The sequence below is a fragment of the Belnapia moabensis DSM 16746 genome (assembly GCF_000745835.1).
Lineage (GTDB): Bacteria > Pseudomonadota > Alphaproteobacteria > Acetobacterales > Acetobacteraceae > Belnapia > Belnapia moabensis.
On the sequence record NZ_JQKB01000014.1, the window covers coordinates 58748 to 79470 of the forward strand.

The window sequence follows — 20723 nt, forward strand, 5'->3', positions numbered from 1 at the left end:
GGCTCCTCAGCCGATCCGGATCTGTGTATCGGAGGTGAAGGCGTAAGACGGGACGGCAAGGTTGGTCGGCGCCGGCCCCTGCCGGATGCGGCCCGAGGTGTCGTAGGCGCTGCCGTGGCAGGGGCAGAACCAGCCGCCGAAGGGCCCGCGCTGGTCGGTGGGTTTCTGCCCGAGTGGGATGCACCCCAGATGGGTGCAGATGCCGATCACGACCAGCCACTGATCCTTCTTGACCCGTGCCTGGTCCGGCTGTGGGTCTTGCAGCTCGGAGAGCGGCACGCTGCGGGCCGCCTTGACCTCCTCCTCGGTGCGGTTGCGCACGAAGACCGGCTTGCCGCGCCAGACCACCGTGATGGCGGAGCCGGCGGCGATCGGCTTCAGGTCGATGTCGGTGGTGGAGACCGCCAGCGTGTCACGCGCCGGGTTCATCGAGCTGATGAATGGCCAGGCGATCGCGCCGACGCCGACCGCCGCGAAGGAACCCGCCACGAGTTGCAGGAAATCCCGGCGGGTTTCGCCATCCTGCGGCGCCGGTTGCGCCATGCTATCGGCCATGCCTCATCGTCCCTGATCGCGGCCCACGCCTGCTCCCGGGGTGGGAGGGGAGGGCCGAATGCGATTGCTGCGGCCGGGTTGGACAGGATCCGCCAAGCATGGATCGTGCCTCCTGACGCGCTGCGCCGCATATAAAGGTACGCTATGCAGGGTGGCAATCCGCCGGGCGGGCAATCACCCGGCTATTGTTTCGCCCCGCCGGCGCCAAGGAGAGGAAATCGGTGACCGAGACTACGCCCCCCGGCCAGGACCCCGCCGCGCATCGCCTGGCCGAGCCCGCCCGCCTCTGGTTCGAGAGCCTCCGCGACCGGATCTGCGCCGCATTTGAGTTGATCGAGGAGGAATGCGACACCGGCCCGCATGCCGGAATGCCCCCCGGTCGCTTCGAGCGCGTCGCCTGGACGCGGGAGGGCGGCGGCGGCGGGGTGATGTCGGTGATGAAGGGCCGGGTCTTCGAGAAGGTCGGGGTGAACTGCTCGACCGTCCATGGCGAGTTCTCCCCGGAATTCCGCAAGCAGATACCGGGCGCCGAGGAGGACCCGCGCTTCTTCGCGACCGGCATCTCGCTGGTCGCCCATCTGCGCAGCCCGCGCGTGCCGGCGGCGCATATGAACACCCGCTTCCTTTCCACCTCCCGCGCCTGGTTCGGCGGCGGGGGCGACCTCACGCCGATGGCGCTCGATGCTCCCGAATCGCAGGAGGACGCCGCCCGCTTCCACGCCGCCTACCGGGCCGCCTGCGACCGCCACGATCCGGCCTACTACCCACGCTTCAAGGCCTGGTGCGACGAGTATTTCTGGCTGCCCCACCGGGGCGAGGCGCGCGGGCTCGGCGGCATCTTTTTCGACTGGCTGGGCGACCGGACCCCAGGCCAGGGAGCGGACCGGGACTTCGAATTCGTCAAGGATGTCGGCCTCGCCTTCCTCGAGAGCTACCCGGCCATCATCCGCCACCGGATGCACGAGCCCTGGACGGAGGCCGAGCGCGAGCACCAGCTCATCCGCCGGGGCCGCTACGTGGAATTCAACCTCCTTCACGATCGGGGTACGCTGTTCGGCCTGAAGACCGGCGGCAATGTGGAGGCGATCCTGATGTCCCTGCCGCCGGAAGCGAAATGGCCCTGAGCGGCGCATTGCGGGGGTAGGGGCCTTCGGTCCAGGCTGGCGCCAAAGCTTCAGGAGACGCCCGATGCGCGCAGTCTGGTACGATCGGCAAGGCCCGGCCGGCGAGGTCCTCACCTATGGTGAGCTGCCGACCCCGAGCCCCGGCCCGGGCGAGGTGCTGGTCCGCCTCGCCACCTCCGGCGTCAACCCCTCCGACTGGAAGAGCCGCAGCGGCCGCGGCCGGCCGATGGCCTTCCCCCGCGTCATCCCCCATAGCGACGGCGCAGGCCACATCGAGGCGGTGGGAGAGGGCGTGCCGCGCCAGCGCATCGGCCAGCGCGTCTGGATCTGGAACGGGCAATGGAAGCGCCCCTTCGGCACCGCGGCGGAGTACATCGCGCTGCCGTCGGAACAGGCGGTGCCCCTGCCGGAGCACACCGGCTTCGCCGAGGGCGCCTGCCTTGGCATCCCGGCGCTGACCGCCCTCCACGCCGTGCTGACCGATGGCGGGGTCACCGGCCAGCGGGTGCTGGTCACCGGTGGGGCCGGCTCGGTCGGGCATTACGCCATCCAATTCGCCCGGCTGCTCGGTGCCGCCCAGGTCATCGCCACCGTCAGCGGCGAGGCCAAGGCCGCCCATGCCATGGCCGCCGGTGCCGACCACGCGGTGAACTACCGCAGCGAGGATGCCGCCGACCGTGTCCTCGCGCTCACCGGCGGTGCTGGGGTGGACCGGGTGGTGGAAGTCGACGTGACCGGCAACGCCCCGCTGCTGCCGCGCCTCATGGCCCCAGGCGGAGTCTGTGCCGTCTATGGCGCGAACGGCGCTGAGGCCTCGGTCAATTTCGGCGCCGCCATCATGAAGGGCATCGCGCTGCGCTTCTTCATCGTCTACGAGTTGAGCCCGGTCCAGCGAGCCACCGCCCTCGGGGCGCTGACCCCCTGGCTGGAGCGCGGCCTGATCCGCCATGCCGTCGCCGCCCATGCCCCGCTCGCCGATTGCGCCGCGGCGCAGGATGCGGTCGAGACGGGCGCCTATATCGGCAACCTCGTGCTAGATTGCTGAGTAGGCGGGCGATCGGCAGGCGCCGTCAGGTCCCGGATGCGCGGATCGGCCGTGAGATCGAGGAGGTCGATCTCCTCCTCGATCACATGGAAGGCGTCGTCGCCGATCGTGCCATGCGAGCGCAGCTCCGCCAGCACCCGCCGCTGTGCCGCCACCGCCTGGCGCTGCAGGCCGGAGAGATCCTCGCCACCACCCTCCATCGGCCGCAGCCGGGCGAGGTATTCCCTCTCCAGCACCTCCGCCGCCCGGCCCCGGGGCGCCGCGTGCAGCACCTCGAGCGCCGCCCGGGCCGTCGCCTGCCGGGCCAGCGCCACCTCCCGCTCCACCCCACCGTCATCCGGCAGGCCGAGCCGCTCCAGCAGCCAGCGCAGGCTGAGCCCCTGCAGCACCAGTGTCACCAGCGCCACAGCAAAGGCGGTCAGCAAGATCAGGTCGCGGTAGGGGAAGCCCTCCGGCAAGGCCAGCGCCGCGGCCAGTGTGACGATCCCGCGCATGCCGCACCAGGATATGACGATGCCGCCCGCGATGCTCGGCGACCCTTCGGTCCGTTTGCCTAGGCGGGCGACGATGACATAGCCCATCACCCAGGCGAAGCGCATGAGGATGACGACGGCGCAGGCCGCCGCAGCGAAGCTGACATCGCGCCACTGCAACCCGCCCAGCCGGTCGAGGATGCCGCGCAACTGCAATCCGATCAGGATGAAGGCCAGTATATTGAGGACGAAGACCGCCACCTCCCAGACCGCATAGCTGGCCATCCGCTCACGGCCGTCGATCCGCGACGGCACCAGCCGGGCGATCGTCATCGCATAGGCCACCATGGTGATGATGGCCGAGAGGCCGAGCCGCTCCGCCAGCAGCCAGACCGCGAAGGTGCCCAGGAACTGCACGAGCACGGCGACCGCGAGATCCTCCCGGTGTGTCGACAGCCTGACCCAGACCCAGGCGGCGGCGATGCCGAACAGCGCCCCGCCGCCGCAGGTCAGCAGCAGCATCGGCACCACCTGCCAACCGCTTATCGCCCCGCCCATCGCCGCCCCGACGGCGACGCGGAACAGCAGCAGCGCCGTTGCATCGTTCAGCAGGCTCTCACCCTCGAGGATGACCAGGACCCGGTGCGGTGGCCGCAGCTGCCGCAGTACCGCCGCTGCGGCCGAGGCATCCGGCGGCGCCACGATAGCCCCGAGCGCGATCGCCGCGGCCCAGGGCAGGCCCGGCTCGATCAGCCGCGCCACCCAGGCGACGGCGAAGGCGGTGCAGAGCACGCAGACCACCACTAGGCCGCCGACCGGCCGCCAATTGGCTTTCAAATCACGCGGCGAGGCGTCATAGGCCGCATCCAGCAGGGTCGGCGCAACGAAGAGGGCAAGGGCCAACTCCGGGTCGAGCGTCACCTGGGGCAATCCCGGCAGCAGCGCGCCGCCGGTCCCGGCAAGCGCCAGCAGGGCCGGATAAGGGGCCCGCAGCCGCTTCGCCAGCATCGCCAGCAGCGCGCCCGCCAGCAGCAGGAGAATGACCGTCTCGAAGATCAGCATGCGGCACCTTTCCCCGCGATGGCTCTCCGGTCATCTTGCCCTGGCGAAACCGAATCCGGGAGAGAACCACCATGATCCGCCGCCGCGCCCTGATCGCGGGCGCACCGAGCCTGCTCGCCGTGCCCGCTCTGGCCCAACCCCTCGGCGATTGGCCGAACCGGCCGATCCGCGCCATCATCCCCTGGCCGCCCGGCGGCTCGACCGATGTGCTGGCCCGCCTGGTCTGCGAGCAACTTAGCCAGAAGCTCGGCCAGAATTACGTGCTGGAGAACCGCCCCGGCGCCGGCGGCAACATCGGCATGGAGGCCATCGCGAAATCCGCGCCGGACGGCTATACTCAGGGCCCGGCGACCATCGCCAACCTCTCGATCGCGCAATTCCTCTACTCGCGGCTGCCCTTCGACCCGGAGAAGGACTTCTCGGTCATCTCCATGCATTGGGAGCTGCCGAACGTGCTGGTGGCGCCGGCACAATTCTGTCCCGCCAACAACGCTCGCGAATTCGTCGAATGGGCCCGCAGCCGGCCGAACGGCGTCTCCTTCGGCAGCCCGGGCGTCGGCACAACGGCGCATCTCTGCGGCAGCATGTTCTGCGACCGGCAGAAAATTGACGGCCAGCACGTCCCCTTTCGCGGCGCGGCACAGATCATCCCGGCCATGCTGGCAGGCGACCTGACCTTCGCCATCGACAACCTCGCCAGCTACATCCCGGTGATCCAGGAGGGCCGGATGAAGGCCTTCGCCGTGACCAGCCCGCAGCGCTGGCCCTCGCTGCCCAACATTCCGACCATGGGCGAGGCCGGCATCCCCGACTTCACCGTCACCTCCTGGTGCGCCTGGGTCGGCCCGGCGGGGATGCCGCGGCCGATCGTCGAGCGGGTGAATGCCGCGATGAAGGAGGTGGCGGAGGACCCCGCCATGCAGCGGCGCTTCGAGCAGACCGGCGCCCGCTGCGTCTGGAGCACGCCGGAGGATGCGGTGAAGCATGCCGCCAGCCAGCGGCCGATGCTCAAGGAGATGGTCCGCATCTCCGGCGCCCGGATGGATTGAGGCAATGCCTCGCCGGGGCTACCGGTCCTGCTGGTAGCCCTGGTGGGTGGTGTTCTGCTTGATATCGCCCTGGCGACCTTGTTCGCCAAGGTTGCGGTCGCGGCTGGACTTCGTGGCCTCGGCTTGCTGGGCGGCCATATCGCCCTCGGGGCTCTGGGCCCCCGGGCCATGCGGGCTGCGGTTGGCCGGCGGGACCGGCGGCAGATGGGCCTTGGATGACATGGTGTCCCCCATTGTCAGCGTGTGATGCCCCACAACGCCGCCTCGGCGCGGGGCGTTCCGCCGCCCGCCCCTGGTAATCCGCCGCGCCGCAAAGCATACCCGGGGCATGCCTGCTCCCAGCACCGCCCCGCTCTGGCTCAACAGCCTGTTCGTGGACCATGCCTTGCTGCGCCTCGGTTGGCGGAACTGGGGGGTAGTGGAGCCCGGCCGGCTCTATCGCTCGAACCACCCGCTGCCTTGGCAGCTCGCCGCAGCCGCCCGCCGCTTCGGCCTGCGCACGGTGATCAACCTTCGCGGCGAGCGCACAGGCTGCGGTTCCGACCGCCTCGGCCGGGTGGCGGCGGCGGAACTCGGCCTCGTGCATATCGACGCTCCTTTCGAGAGCCGCGGCGCTCCGCACAAGGACCGAATTCTCCGCCTGGCCGAAATCTTCCGTACCATGCAGGAGCCGGCGCTGATGCATTGCAAGTCGGGCGCCGACCGCACCGGCCTCGCTGCCGGGCTTTGGCTGCTGCTGCAGGGCCGTCCGCCGCAGGAGGCGCTGGCCCAGCTTTCCCTCCGGCATGGCCATGTCCGGCAGAGCCGCACCGGCATCCTCGACGCCTTCTTCCTCGCCTATGCCGCGGCCCATGCGGGGGAGGGCAAGCCCTTCCTCGACTGGCTGCGCGACGACTATTCCGAGGCGGCGCTGCGCGAGGCCTTCCAGTCCCGCGCCTGGGCCGACCGGCTGGTCGACGGCATCCTCCGTCGGGAGTAAGCCCGGCTCGTCTCAAAGGGTATTCGCCCGCCGGAACCAAAGCCGGAGCAACTACCGTTCCAGCTCAGCCGAGCAGCCCGAAGCGCATCGCCAGCCGGTGGATGCGCCCGACCAGTAGGTTGCACAGCACTGTCCGCGTCAGGTGAAAGCCGAGCACCAGCGGCACGCCGAGCTCCAGCGCCTTCGCCGTCAGCGCCATCTCGGGCATGCCGCCCGGCGCCATACCCAGAATCATCGCCGCATAGGGCAAGCCGGCCGCCGCACCGATGCCGATCGCAAACGAGGTCAGCAGCAACGACAGCGCTGCGGCCGAGATCACCGCCGCGATCGCCAGCCGGTGCGAGGCCATGAGGAAGCTCCGCGTCAGCCGCGTCCCCAGCGAGGCGCCCAACGCCACCTGCGCGGCATCGATCAACGGCACCGGCACGCCGGAGGGCAAATGCCCGCTCGCCGCCAGCGCAATGCCCAGCGCACAGGGCCCGAGCATCCAGGGATTTGCCATGCCGATCCGCTGCAACGGCCAAGCCAGCACCAGCCCGGCCGCTGCCATGCCGATCAGCCCTGGCCACCAGGTCGCGGCCTGCGCGGCGGTGAAGTCGGCGAAGTCGCCATGCGGCGCCAGCCAGCCGAGCAGCGGCGGGAAGGTCAGCACCACGACCAGCACACGCATGGTCTGCGCCAGGGTGACGGTGGGGACGGAGGCCTTCGCCTCCTGCGCCAGCACCGCCATGACGATGACGCCGCCGGGCACCGCACAGAAGAAGCCGGTCTGCCGGTCCGTCCCCGCCAGCCGGGTGAAGAGCCGCGCCACGACCAGCCCGGAAAGGATCGCCAGCACCCCGCCGAGCAGCATCACCGGCAGGGCGCCCATCACTGCCGCCAGCACCGGGCCGGAAAAGGTGATGCCGAGCCCGAGCCCGAGGAAGACAAGCCCCGCCGGCCGCGCCCAGCCCGGCACCGCGACCGGCCCGCTCCAGGCCAGCGCCGCAGTCGCCACCATCGCCCCGATCATCCAGGCGAGCGGGACATGCAGCAGGTACATCGCTCCACCCCCAAGCGCCGCGCCGGCGCAGGTGACGAACTGGGTGCGAAGCTGGGGAGGGAGTTGGGCCAAGGCAGGTGAGGTTCGCCCAGGCCCTGGTACAGGTCAAACCGGCCGCGGCGAAGGCGTCTTTTTGCGATGCTTCTTAACGCCTGATTTACCTGCGTTGCGGTATTTCGCACATCAGCTGCCATGATCCCGCCGAGCACCATTCCCCCAATCGCCAGCCGAGGCACGGACTCCAGCTATGTCCGCCCCGCGAGAAGCGTGCCGACCGCCGCGCCGGACCCCTTGCTGACCGCGCGCCCCAATCCGAACATGCGGATTGATCCCTCGCTCGGTATCGTGGTGATGGAATTCCGCGACCGCTCCGGTGCCGTCGCCGCAACTTTGCCGACGGAGCGGGAACTGGACGCCTATCGCTCCGCCCAGCGCCGCGGCACGCAGGATTACCAGCCACAGCAGTCGGCACCAGCAGCGGTTTCGCCATCACAATCCAGCCCGGAGCCGCACCATGCCGCCGTGCCGCAACAGGCGTCTGAGCGGACACCGGCGCAAGGCCAAAGCATGCTCCGGCCAGATGGTTGACCTGAGCGGACATAGCCACTCGGCCGAACGACAGGCTTGAGCGGGCGTCGTGAGCCGATGCGCAGGAAGGCCGTTCTAGCCGGCTCCCAACGTCAGCGTCGTCCTCCCCTCGGACTCCGCCCGGCCAGGAGACCGCGTGGTGGCGACCGGCGCGAGGCCGAGCACCTCCTCCTCGTGCCGCATCACCCGCCGCGCCAGCTTCAGGGCCTGGTAGCAGTCATCGGATTCGGCGAGCGTCAACGCCTGGCGCAGCATCTCCCGCGCGAGCGCCGAAGTGGTCGCCTGCTGGAAATCGCCGATCAGCCTGCGCGCCGCCTGCAAGCCGTCCGCCCGTTCCTTATCCGTGCCGATATAGGCCGTCTGCAGGGCAAAGTAGATGCGGCGTGCCGGCGTCGTCGCGGCTTCCGGCGGCATGATCTGCTTGCCGAATAGGAAGCGCGCCTTCGCCGCCAGCTCGATCCGCGTGCGGTTGCGGAAGCGGATCGGCGCACCATTGACGACCATCATGTCGCCTTGCCGCAATTCGAGCACCAGCGTGGACATTCTTGTTCCTTTCGGCTCCGCATTGCGGAGAGTTGGCGGATCGTCGCATACGTCGCTTAACGCGGACTGAAACCCGGCTTACCAATCACCGCAGATAGTTCACGAGGCTGAGCGAACCGATCGTGCCGATCGCGTTGTAACTGGCCTCGAGCGCGGTCTTGGTCGCCTGCATTCGGGTCAACACCTCCGCCATGTCCACCTCCTCGATATCGGCGAGCTGCGCCTTCAGGGAGTCGTGCATCTGGCTGTGGCGGGTCTGCATGTCGGTGAGCTGCTGCTCGGTCTGGCCAAGCGCGCCCTGCTCGTCGGCGAGCGCGTTCGATGCGCTTTGCAGGCCGTTGCGGATGGTATCCGCCAGCGCCTTGAAATCATCATGCGACGCGGCCTGCGCCGGGGTGAGGGCGGCGATGCTCGCCAGCCCCCGCAGCAGGTCGCGCGCCCAGGATCCGGTCGTCTCCCCCATCGAGGTTGCCGCCGCATTGCGGTTGGCGAAGAGGCCGACCGGTGTCGCCGTGCCATCAGCGGAGACCACGCTCCGCCGCGGCTCGCCGCCGCCGCGCGTGGCGTCGCTGACGAAGTCGGAGAAGGGGGTGGTGCCCGCGCTGTCGTCGAGCGCGGCCGCTCTGGTCGCCGCCGCGACCGTCGCCACGTTGCCGCCGCCGAGCGTGCCGATGGTGGCGGCAATCTGCGTCGCCATGCCGCTGGTCGGCAGCCCGTCCGGGTCCGGCACCGGCGGGTTGGAGAAGTCGCTGCCGCCGAACAGGTACTCGCCGCCCTGCTGCGCGTTCAGAAGCTGCCCGACCTCGACCAGCGCCTGCCGCGCCTGGCTGGCGTAGAGCGGCAGCACATCGGGGTTGTTGGCGTCCAGCTTCACCGCGACGGTGGAACCGAATTTCCTGGCGATGTCCGCGAGGCGGCCGAGCGCCTGCTGCGTGGCCTCTGTGCGCGACAGCGCCTGGCCGATCAGCGTGCCATAGGTGTCGCGCCGGGAGATTTCCGCCCGCAGCGAGAGTGCCCGCGGCAGCTGCGCGCCGAGATCAGCGGGCTGCTCGCTCTTCAGGCCCGTCGCCTGCTGACGCGTCAGCGTCAGCAGGCGCGCCCGCAGCACTGCCGTGTCGCTGTCGAGCCGCCCGATGATATCGAGTCCCGGCATCCTTACCTCCTCGCTCAGCGCATGACGCCGAGCAGCGAATCCCACATGGCCTGCAAGGTGCTGATCACCTTGGCATTGGCCGCGTAGGCGTTCTGCAGCGTCACCATCCCTGCCATCTCGGCATCGACATCGACGCCCGAGCCGGCGATGAAGCGGCTGTTGAGGGCGCCTTGCAGGCCAGCCGCCTGGGTCTTCGCCTCGGTCGCCGCGGCGCGGTCGCTGAGCTGCGCCGTGGTGACGCTGCTGGCGTAATCGGCGATCCTCGCCGCCGGCATGAAGGGCGAGACCAGTGTCCCGTCCGGCCCGAGCCCTGCGCTGGCGATGGTCGGCCAGGGATTACCCTTCGAGGCCTCGCCGCCGAGGCTGTAATTCAGCGCCCGATCGATCATGATGGTGAAGCCCGCCGGCCCGCCGGGCGGGTTGGGCACGAAGCCGTCCGGCCCGGTCGCGCTCGGCGTCACCGCATGGGTACCGTCACGAAGCAGGCTCGGATCGGCCGAGGCCGCGCTGCCAAGCCGGATGCGCCCGGCGAAGCCGACCTGGGTGCTGCCGGCGTAGGGCACGGCGCCATCGGGCACCGAGCTGCCGTCCGCATCGGTGAAGAGCGTCAGCCCCTGCTGATCGAAGCGGCTGGCAAGGTTGACGGCTACGAGGTCCGTCTCCGCTTGGTAGCGTGGCAGGGTCCGGTCGCGCATCGCCACATATTCGCCGAGCCGGCCGCCGGCGATCTGGCCGGTGACGTCGACGCCGTTCAGCGTGATCCCCGGCAGCGTGCCGCTGCCGCCATGGAAGGCGTCCGGCGCGACCGAGGCGGGCGCCGTCGCCAGCAGGGTCCGGCTCGGGTCGAGCGGCAACACCAGCCCGCCGCGGGCGATGAGCAGCAGGTCGCCATCCGGCTTGCGGACGGCCTGGATTTCCATGCTCTCGGAGAGGGCGGCGATTGCCCGGTCGCGCTGGTCCTCGAGCCCGGCCTGGTCCCCGCCGGTGCCGGACTTGATCTGGACGGTGAGGCTGGCGATCTGCTGGAGTGCCGCATTGGCCGCGGCGACCTCGGTGACGATGCCGTCCTGCGCCTGCTGGCGTGCCGCGCCGATCGCCGCCGAGACATCGTTCAGCCGGTTGGCCACGGTGCCCGCCGCGGCCAGCGCCGCCCGTTGCTGCCCGGCATCGGCCGGGGCTTCGTGTAGCGCGGTGAACGCTGTGGAGAGCGCCGCCACCGCATCGCCGAGCGTCGCCCCATCCCCCGTCGCACCATGTACCTGCTCGATGCCGGTCAACAGGTCCTCGCGCACCGTGGCGGCGGCGAGCGTGCCGCGGCTCTGGTCGAGCCGGCCAAGCAAAGCGAGGTCGACCGCCCGCTGCGTGTCGCCGCTGCGCAGCCCCGCCGGCATGTCGGCGACGACCAGCGATTGCTGCTCGACCGTCTTCCGCACATAACCCGGCGTCTGCGCATTGGCGACATTCTGCGAAGCCTGCGCCAGGCCGCGCTGGACCGCAGCGAGACCGCTGCGTGCGATGCCGAGGGCAAGGTCGAGGCTCATCGCTCAGCCTCCTGCCTCAGCGCCGCATGTTGATGGTGTCCTGCAGCAATTCGTCCGTCGCGGTGACGACCTTGGTATTGGCCGTATAGGCCCGCTGGGCCACGATCAGCTTGCTGAACTCGCTGGCGATGTCGACATTCGAGCGCTCGATCGAACCGACCACGAGTTTGCCGACGCCGTTGGAGGCAGCATCCGTCACCCGCGCCTCGCCCGATTCCGGCGTGCGCATGAAGGCCTGCCCGTCGAGGCGCTGCAGCTTGTCCGGGTCGTTGAAGGCAACGAGCGGCACGCGCGCGATGACGCGGCTTTGCCCATTGTCGTAGTTCACAGCGACATCGCCGTTGGTGCGCATGCTGAGCGAGGAGAAGGCGCCGAGCGGCACGCCATCCTGCGTCAGGTTGCGCACGCTGAATTCCGCCGAGTACTGGGTAAGGCCGAGCGCCTTGCCGAACTGCCCGAGCGAGAGCGAGACGGTCTGCGGCCCCTGGCCGAAATCCGCGCTGAAGCTGAAGGCGGCCGGATCGCCTGGGGCATTCGTTGTAGGCAGGGTGATCGTCGGGTCGGTCGAGGTGATGCCGCCGATGGTGCCGTCTGGCGCCGCGGGCGTGGCGCTGTTGCCGAATTGCAGGTCGACCGTGCCGCGGGTCACCCCGTTGATGTCGTCCGGCACGTCGACCCGAAGCGACCAGTTGTTGGTGAGTGAGGGGGTGAAGGTGAGGTTCACCGTATGGAGCTTGCCGAGCGTATCGTAGAGCTGCGCCTGGGTGGTAATGGGCGTCGCGGGAATGTTGGCCGGCAGGTTGGCCGAGAAGTCGATCTGCTTGGTGGCGATCGGGTTGAAGACCTGCTGGTTCACCCGGATCGGCTCGATGCTGGTGCGGTCCGGGTTGCCGCTGGCATCGACCGGCCATCCCTTCAGGTAGTAGCCGGAGCTGTTGGTGAGGTAGCCATCCGAATCACGCGTGAAATCGCCGGCGCGACTGAAGAATTGCCGCTCGTCGAAGATTGGCTGGCCGTTCACCGTGCCTTTTGCCTGCGCCACGCTGAAGAAGCCCTGCCCCCCAATCGCCATGGCGAGCGGGTCCTCGGACTGCTCAATCGTACCCTGTATCGTGTTGGTATAGGAGGGCATGGCGATCGTCGCGCCAGGCAGGTTATTCGTCTGGCTCGACGAGGTGATGTAGGAAATGAAGTTGGTGTCGACCCGCTTGTAGCCGACGGTCTGGCTGTTGGCGATGTTGTCGGAGATGTTGCCGAGCGAACGGCTTTGCGAAGTCAGGCCGCTGATGGCGGCGGTGAGCGAGCCGAATAGGGACATGGTCGGGCCTCCGTCGTCCGGGGACCGGCACCGCGCTGTGGGCGGGGCTCGGCCTTCGTCGCGTCGGCTATCGCAGGCGGCGTGCCAGCGCCGGGGCGGGCCAGGCCTGCCGGTCCTGCCGCCTGCTGGGCAGGCTTTGCCGGGCAGGCGGCGGAGCTTGCCGCTGCGGCGTGCCAGAAGCCTGGCCCGGGCTTCGCACCACGGGCTCGACCCGGGCTTCGCACCGGAGGCTCGCCGCTGGACCGGACCGCTATGGACCCCACCGCCCTCCTGCCATCGCTGACGGCGACGCCATCGCCCTCCGCTGCCGGTGCCGCCAAGCCGCCGGACGCCGGCGCCGAGGATTTCGCCGCGCTGCTGCTGCGCGCCGGCGAGGACCCGGCCAAGGCAGCCGCCCCCGGCATGTCCGTAAGTCTCCTCGGCGAGTTGCCGGCGCCGACCGGCCTTCCAGCGACCGCGATCCCATTCGCCGAGGACGTACCGCTGCCGCCTGTCCAAGACCCTGTCCTGCCGGCGGCGCAGGTGCCCTTGCCAACATCCGAGCCTGGCCTGTCCGACCTCGGCCTGCCTGGGACGCCGGCAGGGACCGATTCCCACGAGTTGGATCAGCCCGAAGCTCCAGCCGACCACGCGACGCAGGAAATTCCGCTGGCGATCCCGGCAGCTACGGTGCCGCTGCCCATCCCGCCACCGCCGCCGACCATGCCGGGGCCTTCGGAACAGGCTTCGGCAACGCAGGCGGTCACCACCGTCCCGGCCGGCGGACCAGGGACGACCGGGGAGAGCCTCGCCGCCGACTCCAAATCCTCGCCGGCGACCGCGCCAGCCGAGGAGGCACAGGGCTCGGCCAAAGCCCTCGCTGTCGGACTGCCCGGCGCCATTGCTTCAGAGCCGCAGCCGGCGTCCAAGGCCGGTATGCAGCACGGCCCGCAGGCCACCATGGCCATGCTCGCCGCAGCGCCTGCGCAAACGAGCCCCGCCCTACCGCAGACGCTCCCCGTGGCCGCCCCACGGCCTGCGTCGTCAGTGACCTCCGAGCCGGCTCAGGCTGTATCGCGGGACCTGTTGAAGCCGCAGCAGGCCTCCCGCGAGCGGCCGATGGCCGTTGCCGCCGGCATCGGCCAGGCCACCGCCAGGGACCAGGCGACCGCCAAGGACCAGGACACGGCGGCCGCGGCCGCCTCGGGCCAGCCTTCGCCCATGCCCGAGCGGATCAGCCCGGCACTGATTCTTGCCCCTCTCATGCCGCAGCGACCCGCCGAGCCGGCAAAGGCGCAACCCGCCCCGCCCGATCCGCTGCAGGCCATGCCTTCCGGGCTCAGCCCCTCATCCTTGACCCCCGCGGCACCCGACAGCGCCGCCCCGGTCGCCACGGCCAGCGCCGCCCCCTCCGCACCGCTGCCGCCGCCCGCCCGGCAGGTGGCGCAGGTGACGATCGCCCTCGCCATGGGCCAGGGCCAGGCACCGCGCCTCACCGTGGCGCTCGAGCCGGAGAGCCTCGGCCGGGTCGAGATCCGCATTGAGCGCGGCGCCGAGGGCGAGGCCGCCTCGGTCCATGTTCTCGCCGAACGGCCGGAAACCCTCGCCCTGCTGCAACGCGATGCGCGGGAGCTCGACCGCACCCTCGCCCAGGCCGGCATCGTGGTCGCCAGCGGGGGGACGCAATTCGGCCTCTCGAGCGGCAATGGCGGGCAGCCGCAGGAACAGCGCCCGCAGCAACAGGGCAGCGGCCAAGGGGGGAGCCCAGGGGGCGGCCACTCCGGCCAGGCCTCGCTCGCCGTGACCGGCCCTGCCCAGGCCACGCTGAACGCTCTTTCCCTTCTCGATATCGCAGTCTGACGGAGCATCACCGATGAGCGGAAGCATCCAGGGCACCACCGCCACGAGCGGCGGCACCACCCCCGCCGGCACCAGGAGCCCAACCGGCCTCGCCGGTGACTTCAACACCTTCCTCACGCTGCTGACGACGCAGCTGAAGAACCAGGACCCGACCAAGGCGATGGATACCAACGAGATGACGAACCAGCTCGTCGCCTTCGCCGGCGTCGAGCAGCAGATCGCCGTGAACACCAACCTGTCGAAGCTGATCGGCCTACAGCAGAGCGCCCAACTTACCGCCGCGGCGCCGCTGATCGGCGAGCGGGTGGAGGTGGACAGCGACAAGCTCAGCCTGCAGGACGGCAGCGCGACGGTGCGCCTGCCGGCCGCCGGCACGGCGCAGCAGGCAGTGGTCCGGGTGCTGGATTCCAGCGGCCGCATCCTGCGCCAGGACACGGTGAAGCTCGGCACCACCGCGCAGGACTGGCGATGGGACGGCAGGACCGCCGCCGGTCAGCGCCTGCCCGACGGCGCCTATGGCTTCGCCGTCGCCGGGCTCGATGCGCAGGGCGCAGCGCAGGCCATCGCCGCGACCGTGGTCGGCACCGCGACGGCGGCGAAGCGTCCCTCCGGCGGCGACCTCCAGCTCCAGCTCGGCGCGCTCTCGGTCGGCTTCGATGCGATGCGCGGCATCGCCAACCAGTAGCCGGTCAGCGCGCGGGCGGCGGCGAGGCGGCAGCCGGTTCGCCGATGCTCGATGGCGGCGCGCTCAGCGCATTGGCGACGACGGTGCGCACGCCGGGCGCCGCCTGTTCCGCCGCGGCATAGGCGATATCGCCCCAGAGGCCGCGCAGCCGCCCCGTCGGCACCTCGTTGATCTGCACGACGCGGCCGAGCTCCTCGCCGTCGCGCCGGCTGACGATCCACTGGATCTCGACCCGCTGTTGCGCCGGCGTGCCGCCCTGCGCGAGGACGACATCGCCCTCCAGCCCATAGGCCGCGCCATCCGCCGCGTCCTGCACGACGAAGCCCTCATTGCCGAGGAATTCGCGCATCCGCGCCGCCAGCGCCTGGTTGCCATCGCCCGTCGCGCCCTTCACCCCCATGAAGCGGATGCGCGGCGGCCCGGCGGCGATGGATTGCGGATCGGTCGACTTCCGCGCCGCCTCCACCTGAAGCAGCAGCCGGGTGAGGTCGGGCGCCGCCTGCGTGACGAGTTCGGTGAAGAGCTCCGGCGTCGGCTCCGCCCAGCGGGTGAGCGGCACCGGGTTGCCCTGGCTTGCCGCCTGCACCTTCCCATCGGCATCGACCAGGCGGAAGCGCGGCAGCACCATCTGGCCCTGGCGCTCGGCGAGGATATCGACGCGCCAATCGAGCGGCAGCGGCGAGGGCGTGGCGACGGCCGGGATGTCCTGCGCCTGCAGCGCCTCGGCCATCTTGCCGGCCAGGCCCTTCGCTCCATCGTCGGTCAGCAGCGCCTCGGTCGGCGGCGGCACGGCGAGGCGGATGGCGAGCGGCACGGCCAGCCGCTGCGCCTCGGCGCCTGGCCGACCGCGGAAGGGCTGCGGCAGGTCGCCGCAGGCGCCGAGCAGCAGCGGAAGGATGAGCAGCAGCCTAGAGAAGCGCACAGGCGACCATGATGGTGAGCAGCGTGAGGACGAAGAACTGGACCATATAGGGCATGGCTCAGACTGTGATGCTGATGGCGGAGAGCTGGTGCCCGATCGGCCCGCCTCCCGCCAGGGTGCGTCGGCGATGACTGAAGAATCTCTCCTCGTTCGCCAGCGTGTCGGTATCGGCCGTCTCCACCATCGCCAGGCCGGCGGCGCGGAGCCGGGCGGCACAGTAGCCGGCAAGGTCGAATTGCCAGCGATCCTCCCGCTGGCCAGGGCCGAAATGTCGGGCATCCGCCGGATCCCGCGCCAGCACGGCCTCGCGTAGGTCGGGCCCGACCTCGTAGCTCGCCTGGCCGATGCAGGGGCCGATAGCTGCCAGCATCCGCGCCCGCCGGGCGCCGAGCCGCTCCATGGCCTCGATCGTCGCCTCGATCACCCCGTCCACCGCCCCGCGCCAGCCGGCATGGGCGGCGCCGATCACGCCCGCCTCCGGCTCGGCGAAGAGCACCGGCGCGCAATCCGCGGTGACGATGCCGAGCGCGATACCCGGCCGCCGCGTCACCATGGCATCGGCACGCGGCCCCTCGCCCTCGCGCCAGCCGGCCTGATCGACCTCGGCAACGGCGATGCCATGCACCTGATTCAGGCCATGCAGCGCCGCGGCGGGCAGGCCGAGCGCATCGGCCGCGCGGCGCCGGTTCTCCCGCACCCGCTCGCGGTCGTCCTGACCGGAGAGCGAGCAGTTGAGCGCCGCCCAGGGCCCCTCCGACACCCCGCCACGACGGGTGAAGAAGCCATGGCGCAGGCCGGTGACCACGGCGAGCGCGGGGGCGTCGATATACTCGGCGGAACTCATGCTGGTTCGAAGCCCGGAGGAATGGCGAGCCCCGGATGACACAGGCAGAGCGCCTTGAACAGCCGCCCCATCCCTTCAGGCGCCACCAGCCGCTCTGCGCCTGAGAGGATCAGCCCGGCCTGGCGGAGGTTGGAACGGGCAAGGATCGCCGCCCGGCTCATCAGCCCGAGCCGCTGGAGGAAGAGCCCCATCGGCAGCGGCCCATGCGTGGCGGCGCCTGCCTCCCGCGCCGCCGCGGCGAGGGCGGGGAAGGGGACATGGGCGGTGATGTCGACGCTGCCCGGCTCGGCCAGCGGATCGGCCCTCCCATGCCCGGCCATGGCCTGAAGGCTGTCGCCGAAGCCCGGCTCGCCCGGACCGTAATCCAGCACCAGCGCCGCGCCGCCCTGCTCGCGCAGCCGTCCGCCGAGCTGGTGGGCGATAGCGAGTCCGGCCTCGGAAACCTCGAACACTGCCCCCTCGGGCGCCGTATCGGGGAGGGCAGGAGTTTCCTCGACCGCCTGCTCGACGAAGCCGCCCGCCGCGACGAAGCGCTCCCGCCACCCATCCTCGCGTCGGATGAATTGCCGGATCGGCAGCGCGTCGAAGAACTCGTTGGCAATGACGATGGCCGGCCCCGCCGGCACCACCTCGACCCGCTCATGCCAGGCCGCACCCGGCAGCCGCGCCGCCTGTGCCGCCCGCAGCGCCGGCGACGTCTCGACGAGATGAACCTCTGCCGCCGCCCGGAAGGCCGGCATCACCTCCGCCACGGCCCGCAGCGCATCCGCCATCAGCGTCCCGCGCCCCGGCCCGAGCTCCACCAGCCGCACCGGCGCCGGCGCGCCCATCATCTGCCAGGTAACGGCCGCCCAGAGGCCGAGGCATTCGCCGAAGGCCTGCGAGATCTCGGGCGCCGTGGTGAAATCGCCCCCACGGCCAAAGGGGTCGCGCCCGGCATAATAAGCCGCTGCGGCCCGCGCCATGAACCGGTCGAGACGTTCGGGCGCGCTCAGGCCACCGCCTCCTGCCGAGGCTTGGCGCGCAGCATCAACCAGGCGCCGACCAGGATCATCGGCACCGAGAGCAGCTGCCCCATCGTGGCGCCTGCAAAGAGGAAGCCAAGGAAGGCATCCGGCTGGCGGAAGAACTCGCCGATGAAGCGCGCCACGCCATAGCCGGCGAGGAAGGCCCCGGCGACGAAGCCCCGCCGCGCCCGGATCGCCGGGTTATGCACCAGCACCTGCAACAGGATGAAGAGCAGCACGCCCTCCATCCCGGCCTGATAGAGCTGACTGGGGTGCCGCGGCTCCGGCCCGCCGGTCGGGAAGACCATCGCCCAGGGCACGTCCGTCACCCTCCCCCAGAGCTCGCTGTTGATGAAGTTCGCGAGCCTGCCTAGGCAAAGGCCGATCGGCACCACCGCCGTCACCCGGTCGCCGAAGGCCAGCGCATCGAGCTTTTCCTGCCGGCAGAAGAGGAAAATGGCGACGATCACCCCGAGCGCCCCGCCATGGAAGCTCATCCCCCCTTCCCAAACCTTGAGAATGTCGAGCGGATTCGAGAGGTAGTGCCCGGGTCGGTAGAACAGCACATAGCCGAGCCGCCCGCCGATGATGATGCCGAGCGTCGTCCAAGTGACGAAATCATCGATCTGCTGCCGTGTCGCCACCTCGGGCTTCAGCGCCACCAGTCGCCGCGCCAACCACCAGCCGCCGAGGATGCCCGCGATATAGGCCAGCGCATACCAGCGGATGGCGAGCGGCCCGATCTGGACCAGCACCGGGTCGATGACCGGGAAGGGGATGGCGAGGAGCATCAGCGATACGGGTCCGGCTGGGTGAGGAAATCCTGCACGGTGCGGCGTACCCCTTCCTCCAGCGATGTCATCTGGGCGTTGAAGCCCGCCGCGCGCAGCCGGTCCAGCGGCGCCTCGGTGAAATACTGGTACTTGCCGCGGAGGTCCTCAGGCATGTCGACATAGCGGATATCCCGGGCGCGCCCGAGCGCCGCATACATCGCCCCTACAAGGTCGCGGAAGGTCCTCGCCCGGCCGGAGCCGAGGTTGAACAAGCCCGAAACGCCGGGGTTGTCGAGCAGCCAGAGCATCACCGCGACGCAATCGTCGACATGGACGAAGTCGCGCCGCTGCTCGCCATCGGCGATGCCTGCGCGGTCGGAGTGGAAGAGCGTCGCCGCCTCGCCTCGTATCACCTGCTGGAATTTGTGGAAGAGGACGCTCGCCATACGCCCCTTATGCGCCTCGTTCGGCCCATAGACGTTGAAGAAGCGCAGCCCCGCCCATTGCGGCGGCGCCGGGCGGCTGCGGCGCAGCAGGTCGGCTACGCGCCGGTCGAAGGCCAGCTTCGACCAGCCATAGAGGTTGAGCGGGCGAAGCCGTGCCAGCGCCTCGGGCGAGGCATCGTCGTCGAAGCCGAGCAAGCCATCGCCATAGGTCGCGGCGGAGGACGCATAGATGAAGGGGATGCCCCGCTCGGCGCAGAACTCCCAGAGCCGGAGGGAGAGGGTGAGGTTGGTCGCCGCCACCAGGTCGCCATCAGTCGCCGTCGTCGCACTTATGGCGCCGAGATGCAGCACGGCCCGGAGCGGCGGCGCCGCGGCCAGGAAGCGTTCCAGCTCCTCCGGCGGCAGGATGCCGGCAATCGGGTGCTTCGCCAGGTTCCGCCATTTCTCGCCGGAGCGCAGCCGGTCGGCCACCATCACCTCCGCGCCGCGGTCACAGAGCGCGGCGACGAGGTTGGAGCCGATGAAACCGGCCCCGCCGGTGACGAGATACATCTCCACGACCCCCAAAGGCCGGCGCACTGCATGGTAGCACCGGGCGGCGGGGGGTATAGGCCGCGGCGACGCAGGCTGTGAAGAGGAGCGGTTCCATGGGTGATACGGGTAGCGGCGGCCGGAAGCGCGGCAGCGTGTTCGATGACCTCGCCGGGGTGGCGGGCGGCGCCTTCTCGGCCCTGGCCGGGGTGCGGGGCGAGGTGGAGGCCGCGGTGCGCAGCCAGGTGGACCAGATGGTCCAGCGGCTGGAGCTGGTGAAGCGCGAGGAACTGGATGCGGCGATGGAGCTCGCCCGCCGCGCCCGCGAGGCGCAGGAGGCGCTGGAGGCGCGCGTCGCTGCCCTCGAGGCCCGGCTCGGCGAGGCCGCGGCGCCGGCTGGCGGCACCGCCTCGGCGGAGGCGATGCCCAATACCGAGACCCCGCCCAGTGCCCCGGGCGAGCCGCCGCCGATCAGCGGCACGATGAAGAACCCCCCGCCCATCGGCGGCGGCTGACGTCATCTTGGGCTGCAGCCGCAACGCTCGCGCAACCGTCGGGCTTGCAGTCGCGTTTGGCGCCTGGGTATCCTAGCCCTGGTGGTCCCGCCCGGCCGATTCACCCAAGATGTCGGGTGGGCGGGAATGCCTTAGACCAGTGAGGAGGTGCGCGATGTCAGGCTTGCTGGCCCTCGAGCGCGAGCATGCGACCAACCCCCTCGATGTCCTCGAACAGATCGTCGCCGCCAACGAATGGGCCTTCGAGCGCCGTTCGGATGGCGAGATGGCGGCCGAGGCGCCGGGCAAGTGGTGCGATTACGGCCTCTACTTCTCCTGGTCGGGGGAGATCAGCGCCATGGGCTTCTCCTGCGCCTTCGACATGAAGGTGCCGCCGGAGGCCCGTGGCAAGCTCTTCGAGCTGCTGGCGCTAGCCAATGAGAAGCTTTGGATCGGGCATTTCGGCATCGAGTCCGAGGAAGGGGTGCCGGTCTTCCGCCACTCCGTCCTGCTGCGCGGCGCCCCTGGGGCGAGCGCCGAGAGCCTGGAGGACATGGTCGACATCGCGCTGACCGAGTGCGAGCGCTTCTTCCCGGCCTTCCAATTCGTCCTCTGGGGCGGGAAGAGCCCGGCCGAGGCGCTCCAGGCCGCCATGCTGGACTGCGTCGGCGAGGCCTGACAGCCTCTCCCCGGATTCGCCTGGGGAGGGA

General features: G+C 70.4%; 22 protein-coding genes. 9 read left to right on the forward strand and 13 right to left on the reverse strand.

The genetic code is table 11. From position 1 onward, the window contains the following. Positions 1-6: 6 nt before the first annotated feature. Positions 7-555, reverse strand: a complete 549-nt coding sequence (gene petA, locus EP26_RS11570; RefSeq protein ID WP_043338687.1) for a ubiquinol-cytochrome c reductase iron-sulfur subunit — start codon at positions 553-555, stop codon at positions 7-9. 221 nt (positions 556-776) lie between these two features. On the opposite strand from petA, the gene hemF reads away from it, so the two are divergent. Together hemF and EP26_RS11580 are read left to right on the forward strand one after the other, a co-directional pair. Next, a complete protein-coding gene (hemF, locus tag EP26_RS11575) occupies positions 777-1679 on the forward strand; it encodes an oxygen-dependent coproporphyrinogen oxidase (RefSeq protein WP_043338689.1) in 903 nt (300 codons plus the stop codon). Positions 1680-1743: 64 nt separating this feature from the next. Then, complete coding sequence (locus tag EP26_RS11580) at positions 1744-2724, forward strand: NADPH:quinone reductase (protein WP_043338691.1); 981 nt, start codon at positions 1744-1746, stop codon at positions 2722-2724. Here EP26_RS11580 and EP26_RS11585 read toward each other — a convergent pair. Then, on the reverse strand, positions 2694-4259 hold the full coding sequence (locus EP26_RS11585; protein ID WP_052389069.1) for a cation:proton antiporter: 1566 nt from the start codon (positions 4257-4259) through the stop codon (positions 2694-2696). The genes EP26_RS11580 and EP26_RS11585 overlap by 31 nt on opposite strands. Before the next feature lie 71 nt (positions 4260-4330). Between EP26_RS11585 and EP26_RS11590 the strand changes: the two genes are divergently transcribed. Further along, positions 4331-5308, forward strand: a complete 978-nt coding sequence (locus EP26_RS11590) for a Bug family tripartite tricarboxylate transporter substrate binding protein (RefSeq protein ID WP_043338692.1) — start codon at positions 4331-4333, stop codon at positions 5306-5308. Between the two features lie 18 nt (positions 5309-5326). Here the strand turns inward: EP26_RS11590 and EP26_RS11595 are convergent, their stop codons facing one another. Further along, the gene (locus tag EP26_RS11595) at positions 5327-5530 is read right to left on the reverse strand and encodes a hypothetical protein (RefSeq protein ID WP_043338764.1); all 204 of its coding nucleotides are present in this window, start codon (positions 5528-5530) and stop codon (positions 5327-5329) included. 106 nt (positions 5531-5636) lie between these two features. On the opposite strand from EP26_RS11595, the gene EP26_RS11600 reads away from it, so the two are divergent. Beyond that, the gene (locus tag EP26_RS11600; protein ID WP_043338694.1) at positions 5637-6287 is read left to right on the forward strand and encodes a tyrosine-protein phosphatase; all 651 of its coding nucleotides are present in this window, start codon (positions 5637-5639) and stop codon (positions 6285-6287) included. A gap of 64 nt (positions 6288-6351) precedes the next feature. Here the strand turns inward: EP26_RS11600 and EP26_RS11605 are convergent, their stop codons facing one another. Further along, complete coding sequence (locus tag EP26_RS11605) at positions 6352-7401, reverse strand: AbrB family transcriptional regulator (RefSeq protein ID WP_157033499.1); 1050 nt, start codon at positions 7399-7401, stop codon at positions 6352-6354. Positions 7402-7596: 195 nt separating this feature from the next. Between EP26_RS11605 and EP26_RS34785 the strand changes: the two genes are divergently transcribed. Continuing rightward, the gene (locus EP26_RS34785; protein ID WP_169747387.1) at positions 7597-7917 is read left to right on the forward strand and encodes a hypothetical protein; all 321 of its coding nucleotides are present in this window, start codon (positions 7597-7599) and stop codon (positions 7915-7917) included. Between the two features lie 75 nt (positions 7918-7992). Here EP26_RS34785 and EP26_RS11610 read toward each other — a convergent pair whose 3' ends face one another. The 4 genes from EP26_RS11610 to flgE all read right to left on the reverse strand — a co-directional run bounded on the left by EP26_RS11610 (position 7993) and on the right by flgE (position 12472). After that, positions 7993-8460 carry a flagellar biosynthesis repressor FlbT gene (locus EP26_RS11610; protein ID WP_084112471.1) on the reverse strand — a complete coding sequence of 156 codons (468 nt, stop codon included), beginning with the start codon at positions 8458-8460 and terminating at the stop codon, positions 7993-7995. An 85-nt stretch (positions 8461-8545) separates the two neighbouring features. After that, the gene (locus EP26_RS11615; RefSeq protein WP_043338697.1) at positions 8546-9613 is read right to left on the reverse strand and encodes a flagellin; all 1068 of its coding nucleotides are present in this window, start codon (positions 9611-9613) and stop codon (positions 8546-8548) included. 14 nt (positions 9614-9627) lie between these two features. Beyond that, positions 9628-11154, reverse strand: a complete 1527-nt coding sequence (locus EP26_RS11620; protein WP_043338699.1) for a flagellar hook-associated protein FlgK — start codon at positions 11152-11154, stop codon at positions 9628-9630. A 16-nt stretch (positions 11155-11170) separates the two neighbouring features. Continuing rightward, on the reverse strand, positions 11171-12472 hold the full coding sequence (gene flgE, locus EP26_RS11625) for a flagellar hook protein FlgE (protein WP_043338700.1): 1302 nt from the start codon (positions 12470-12472) through the stop codon (positions 11171-11173). 252 nt (positions 12473-12724) lie between these two features. Here flgE and EP26_RS11630 point away from each other — a divergent pair, with 252 nt between their 5' ends. Continuing rightward, positions 12725-14311: a flagellar hook-length control protein FliK gene (locus EP26_RS11630; RefSeq protein WP_043338701.1), complete on the forward strand. Its 1587-nt coding sequence runs from the start codon at positions 12725-12727 to the stop codon at positions 14309-14311. A 13-nt stretch (positions 14312-14324) separates the two neighbouring features. Then, positions 14325-14996, forward strand: a complete 672-nt coding sequence (locus EP26_RS11635) for a flagellar hook assembly protein FlgD (RefSeq protein WP_052389070.1) — start codon at positions 14325-14327, stop codon at positions 14994-14996. Positions 14997-15000: 4 nt separating this feature from the next. On the opposite strand, the gene EP26_RS11640 is transcribed toward EP26_RS11635, so the two are convergent. The 5 genes from EP26_RS11640 to rfaD are packed head-to-tail and all read right to left on the reverse strand — an operon-like array spanning position 15001 to position 19540. Continuing rightward, on the reverse strand, positions 15001-15918 hold the full coding sequence (locus EP26_RS11640) for a hypothetical protein (RefSeq protein WP_043338702.1): 918 nt from the start codon (positions 15916-15918) through the stop codon (positions 15001-15003). 58 nt (positions 15919-15976) lie between these two features. Next, entirely contained in the window at positions 15977-16762 is a 786-nt protein-coding gene (gene pgeF / locus EP26_RS11645; RefSeq protein ID WP_043338703.1) for a peptidoglycan editing factor PgeF, read from the reverse strand. Further along, on the reverse strand, positions 16759-17727 hold the full coding sequence (locus EP26_RS11650; RefSeq protein ID WP_052389071.1) for a class I SAM-dependent methyltransferase: 969 nt from the start codon (positions 17725-17727) through the stop codon (positions 16759-16761). Before EP26_RS11650 ends, pgeF begins: the two co-directional genes overlap by 4 nt. A gap of 26 nt (positions 17728-17753) precedes the next feature. Then, complete coding sequence (gene lgt, locus EP26_RS11655; protein WP_043338706.1) at positions 17754-18560, reverse strand: prolipoprotein diacylglyceryl transferase; 807 nt, start codon at positions 18558-18560, stop codon at positions 17754-17756. Further along, on the reverse strand, positions 18560-19540 hold the full coding sequence (gene rfaD, locus EP26_RS11660; protein WP_043338707.1) for an ADP-glyceromanno-heptose 6-epimerase: 981 nt from the start codon (positions 19538-19540) through the stop codon (positions 18560-18562). The genes lgt and rfaD overlap by 1 nt, the downstream gene beginning before the upstream one ends. Positions 19541-19635: 95 nt before the next feature. Here rfaD and EP26_RS11665 point away from each other — a divergent pair, with 95 nt between their 5' ends. Both EP26_RS11665 and EP26_RS11670 read left to right on the forward strand, forming a co-directional pair. Further along, positions 19636-20034, forward strand: a complete 399-nt coding sequence (locus tag EP26_RS11665) for an accessory factor UbiK family protein (protein WP_052389072.1) — start codon at positions 19636-19638, stop codon at positions 20032-20034. Between the two features lie 154 nt (positions 20035-20188). Beyond that, the gene (locus EP26_RS11670) at positions 20189-20692 is read left to right on the forward strand and encodes a type III secretion system chaperone family protein (RefSeq protein WP_043338709.1); all 504 of its coding nucleotides are present in this window, start codon (positions 20189-20191) and stop codon (positions 20690-20692) included. Positions 20693-20723 lie beyond the last annotated feature (31 nt).

Excerpts from the sequence above, each read along its gene's own strand:
- EP26_RS11585 (WP_052389069.1), bottom strand. The coding sequence starts at position 4,259 with ATGCTGATCTTCGAGACGGTCATTCTCCTGCTGCTGGCGGGCGCGCTG.
- EP26_RS11670 (WP_043338709.1), top strand. The coding sequence starts at position 20,189 with ATGTCAGGCTTGCTGGCCCTCGAGCGCGAGCATGCGACCAACCCCCTC.
- EP26_RS11635 (WP_052389070.1), top strand. The coding sequence starts at position 14,325 with ATGAGCGGAAGCATCCAGGGCACCACCGCCACGAGCGGCGGCACCACC.
- EP26_RS11580 (WP_043338691.1), top strand. The coding sequence starts at position 1,744 with ATGCGCGCAGTCTGGTACGATCGGCAAGGCCCGGCCGGCGAGGTCCTC.
- EP26_RS11665 (WP_052389072.1), top strand. The coding sequence starts at position 19,636 with ATGGGTGATACGGGTAGCGGCGGCCGGAAGCGCGGCAGCGTGTTCGAT.
- EP26_RS11590 (WP_043338692.1), top strand. The coding sequence starts at position 4,331 with ATGATCCGCCGCCGCGCCCTGATCGCGGGCGCACCGAGCCTGCTCGCC.
- EP26_RS11630 (WP_043338701.1), top strand. The coding sequence starts at position 12,725 with ATGGACCCCACCGCCCTCCTGCCATCGCTGACGGCGACGCCATCGCCC.
- petA (WP_043338687.1), bottom strand. The coding sequence starts at position 555 with ATGGCCGATAGCATGGCGCAACCGGCGCCGCAGGATGGCGAAACCCGC.
- EP26_RS11600 (WP_043338694.1), top strand. The coding sequence starts at position 5,637 with ATGCCTGCTCCCAGCACCGCCCCGCTCTGGCTCAACAGCCTGTTCGTG.
- EP26_RS11620 (WP_043338699.1), bottom strand. The coding sequence starts at position 11,154 with ATGAGCCTCGACCTTGCCCTCGGCATCGCACGCAGCGGTCTCGCTGCG.
- EP26_RS11610 (WP_084112471.1), bottom strand. The coding sequence starts at position 8,460 with ATGTCCACGCTGGTGCTCGAATTGCGGCAAGGCGACATGATGGTCGTC.
- lgt (WP_043338706.1), bottom strand. The coding sequence starts at position 18,560 with ATGCTCCTCGCCATCCCCTTCCCGGTCATCGACCCGGTGCTGGTCCAG.
- EP26_RS11615 (WP_043338697.1), bottom strand. The coding sequence starts at position 9,613 with ATGCCGGGACTCGATATCATCGGGCGGCTCGACAGCGACACGGCAGTG.
- flgE (WP_043338700.1), bottom strand. The coding sequence starts at position 12,472 with ATGTCCCTATTCGGCTCGCTCACCGCCGCCATCAGCGGCCTGACTTCG.
- EP26_RS11650 (WP_052389071.1), bottom strand. The coding sequence starts at position 17,727 with ATGGCGCGGGCCGCAGCGGCTTATTATGCCGGGCGCGACCCCTTTGGC.
- pgeF (WP_043338703.1), bottom strand. The coding sequence starts at position 16,762 with ATGAGTTCCGCCGAGTATATCGACGCCCCCGCGCTCGCCGTGGTCACC.
- EP26_RS11595 (WP_043338764.1), bottom strand. The coding sequence starts at position 5,530 with ATGTCATCCAAGGCCCATCTGCCGCCGGTCCCGCCGGCCAACCGCAGC.
- rfaD (WP_043338707.1), bottom strand. The coding sequence starts at position 19,540 with ATGTATCTCGTCACCGGCGGGGCCGGTTTCATCGGCTCCAACCTCGTC.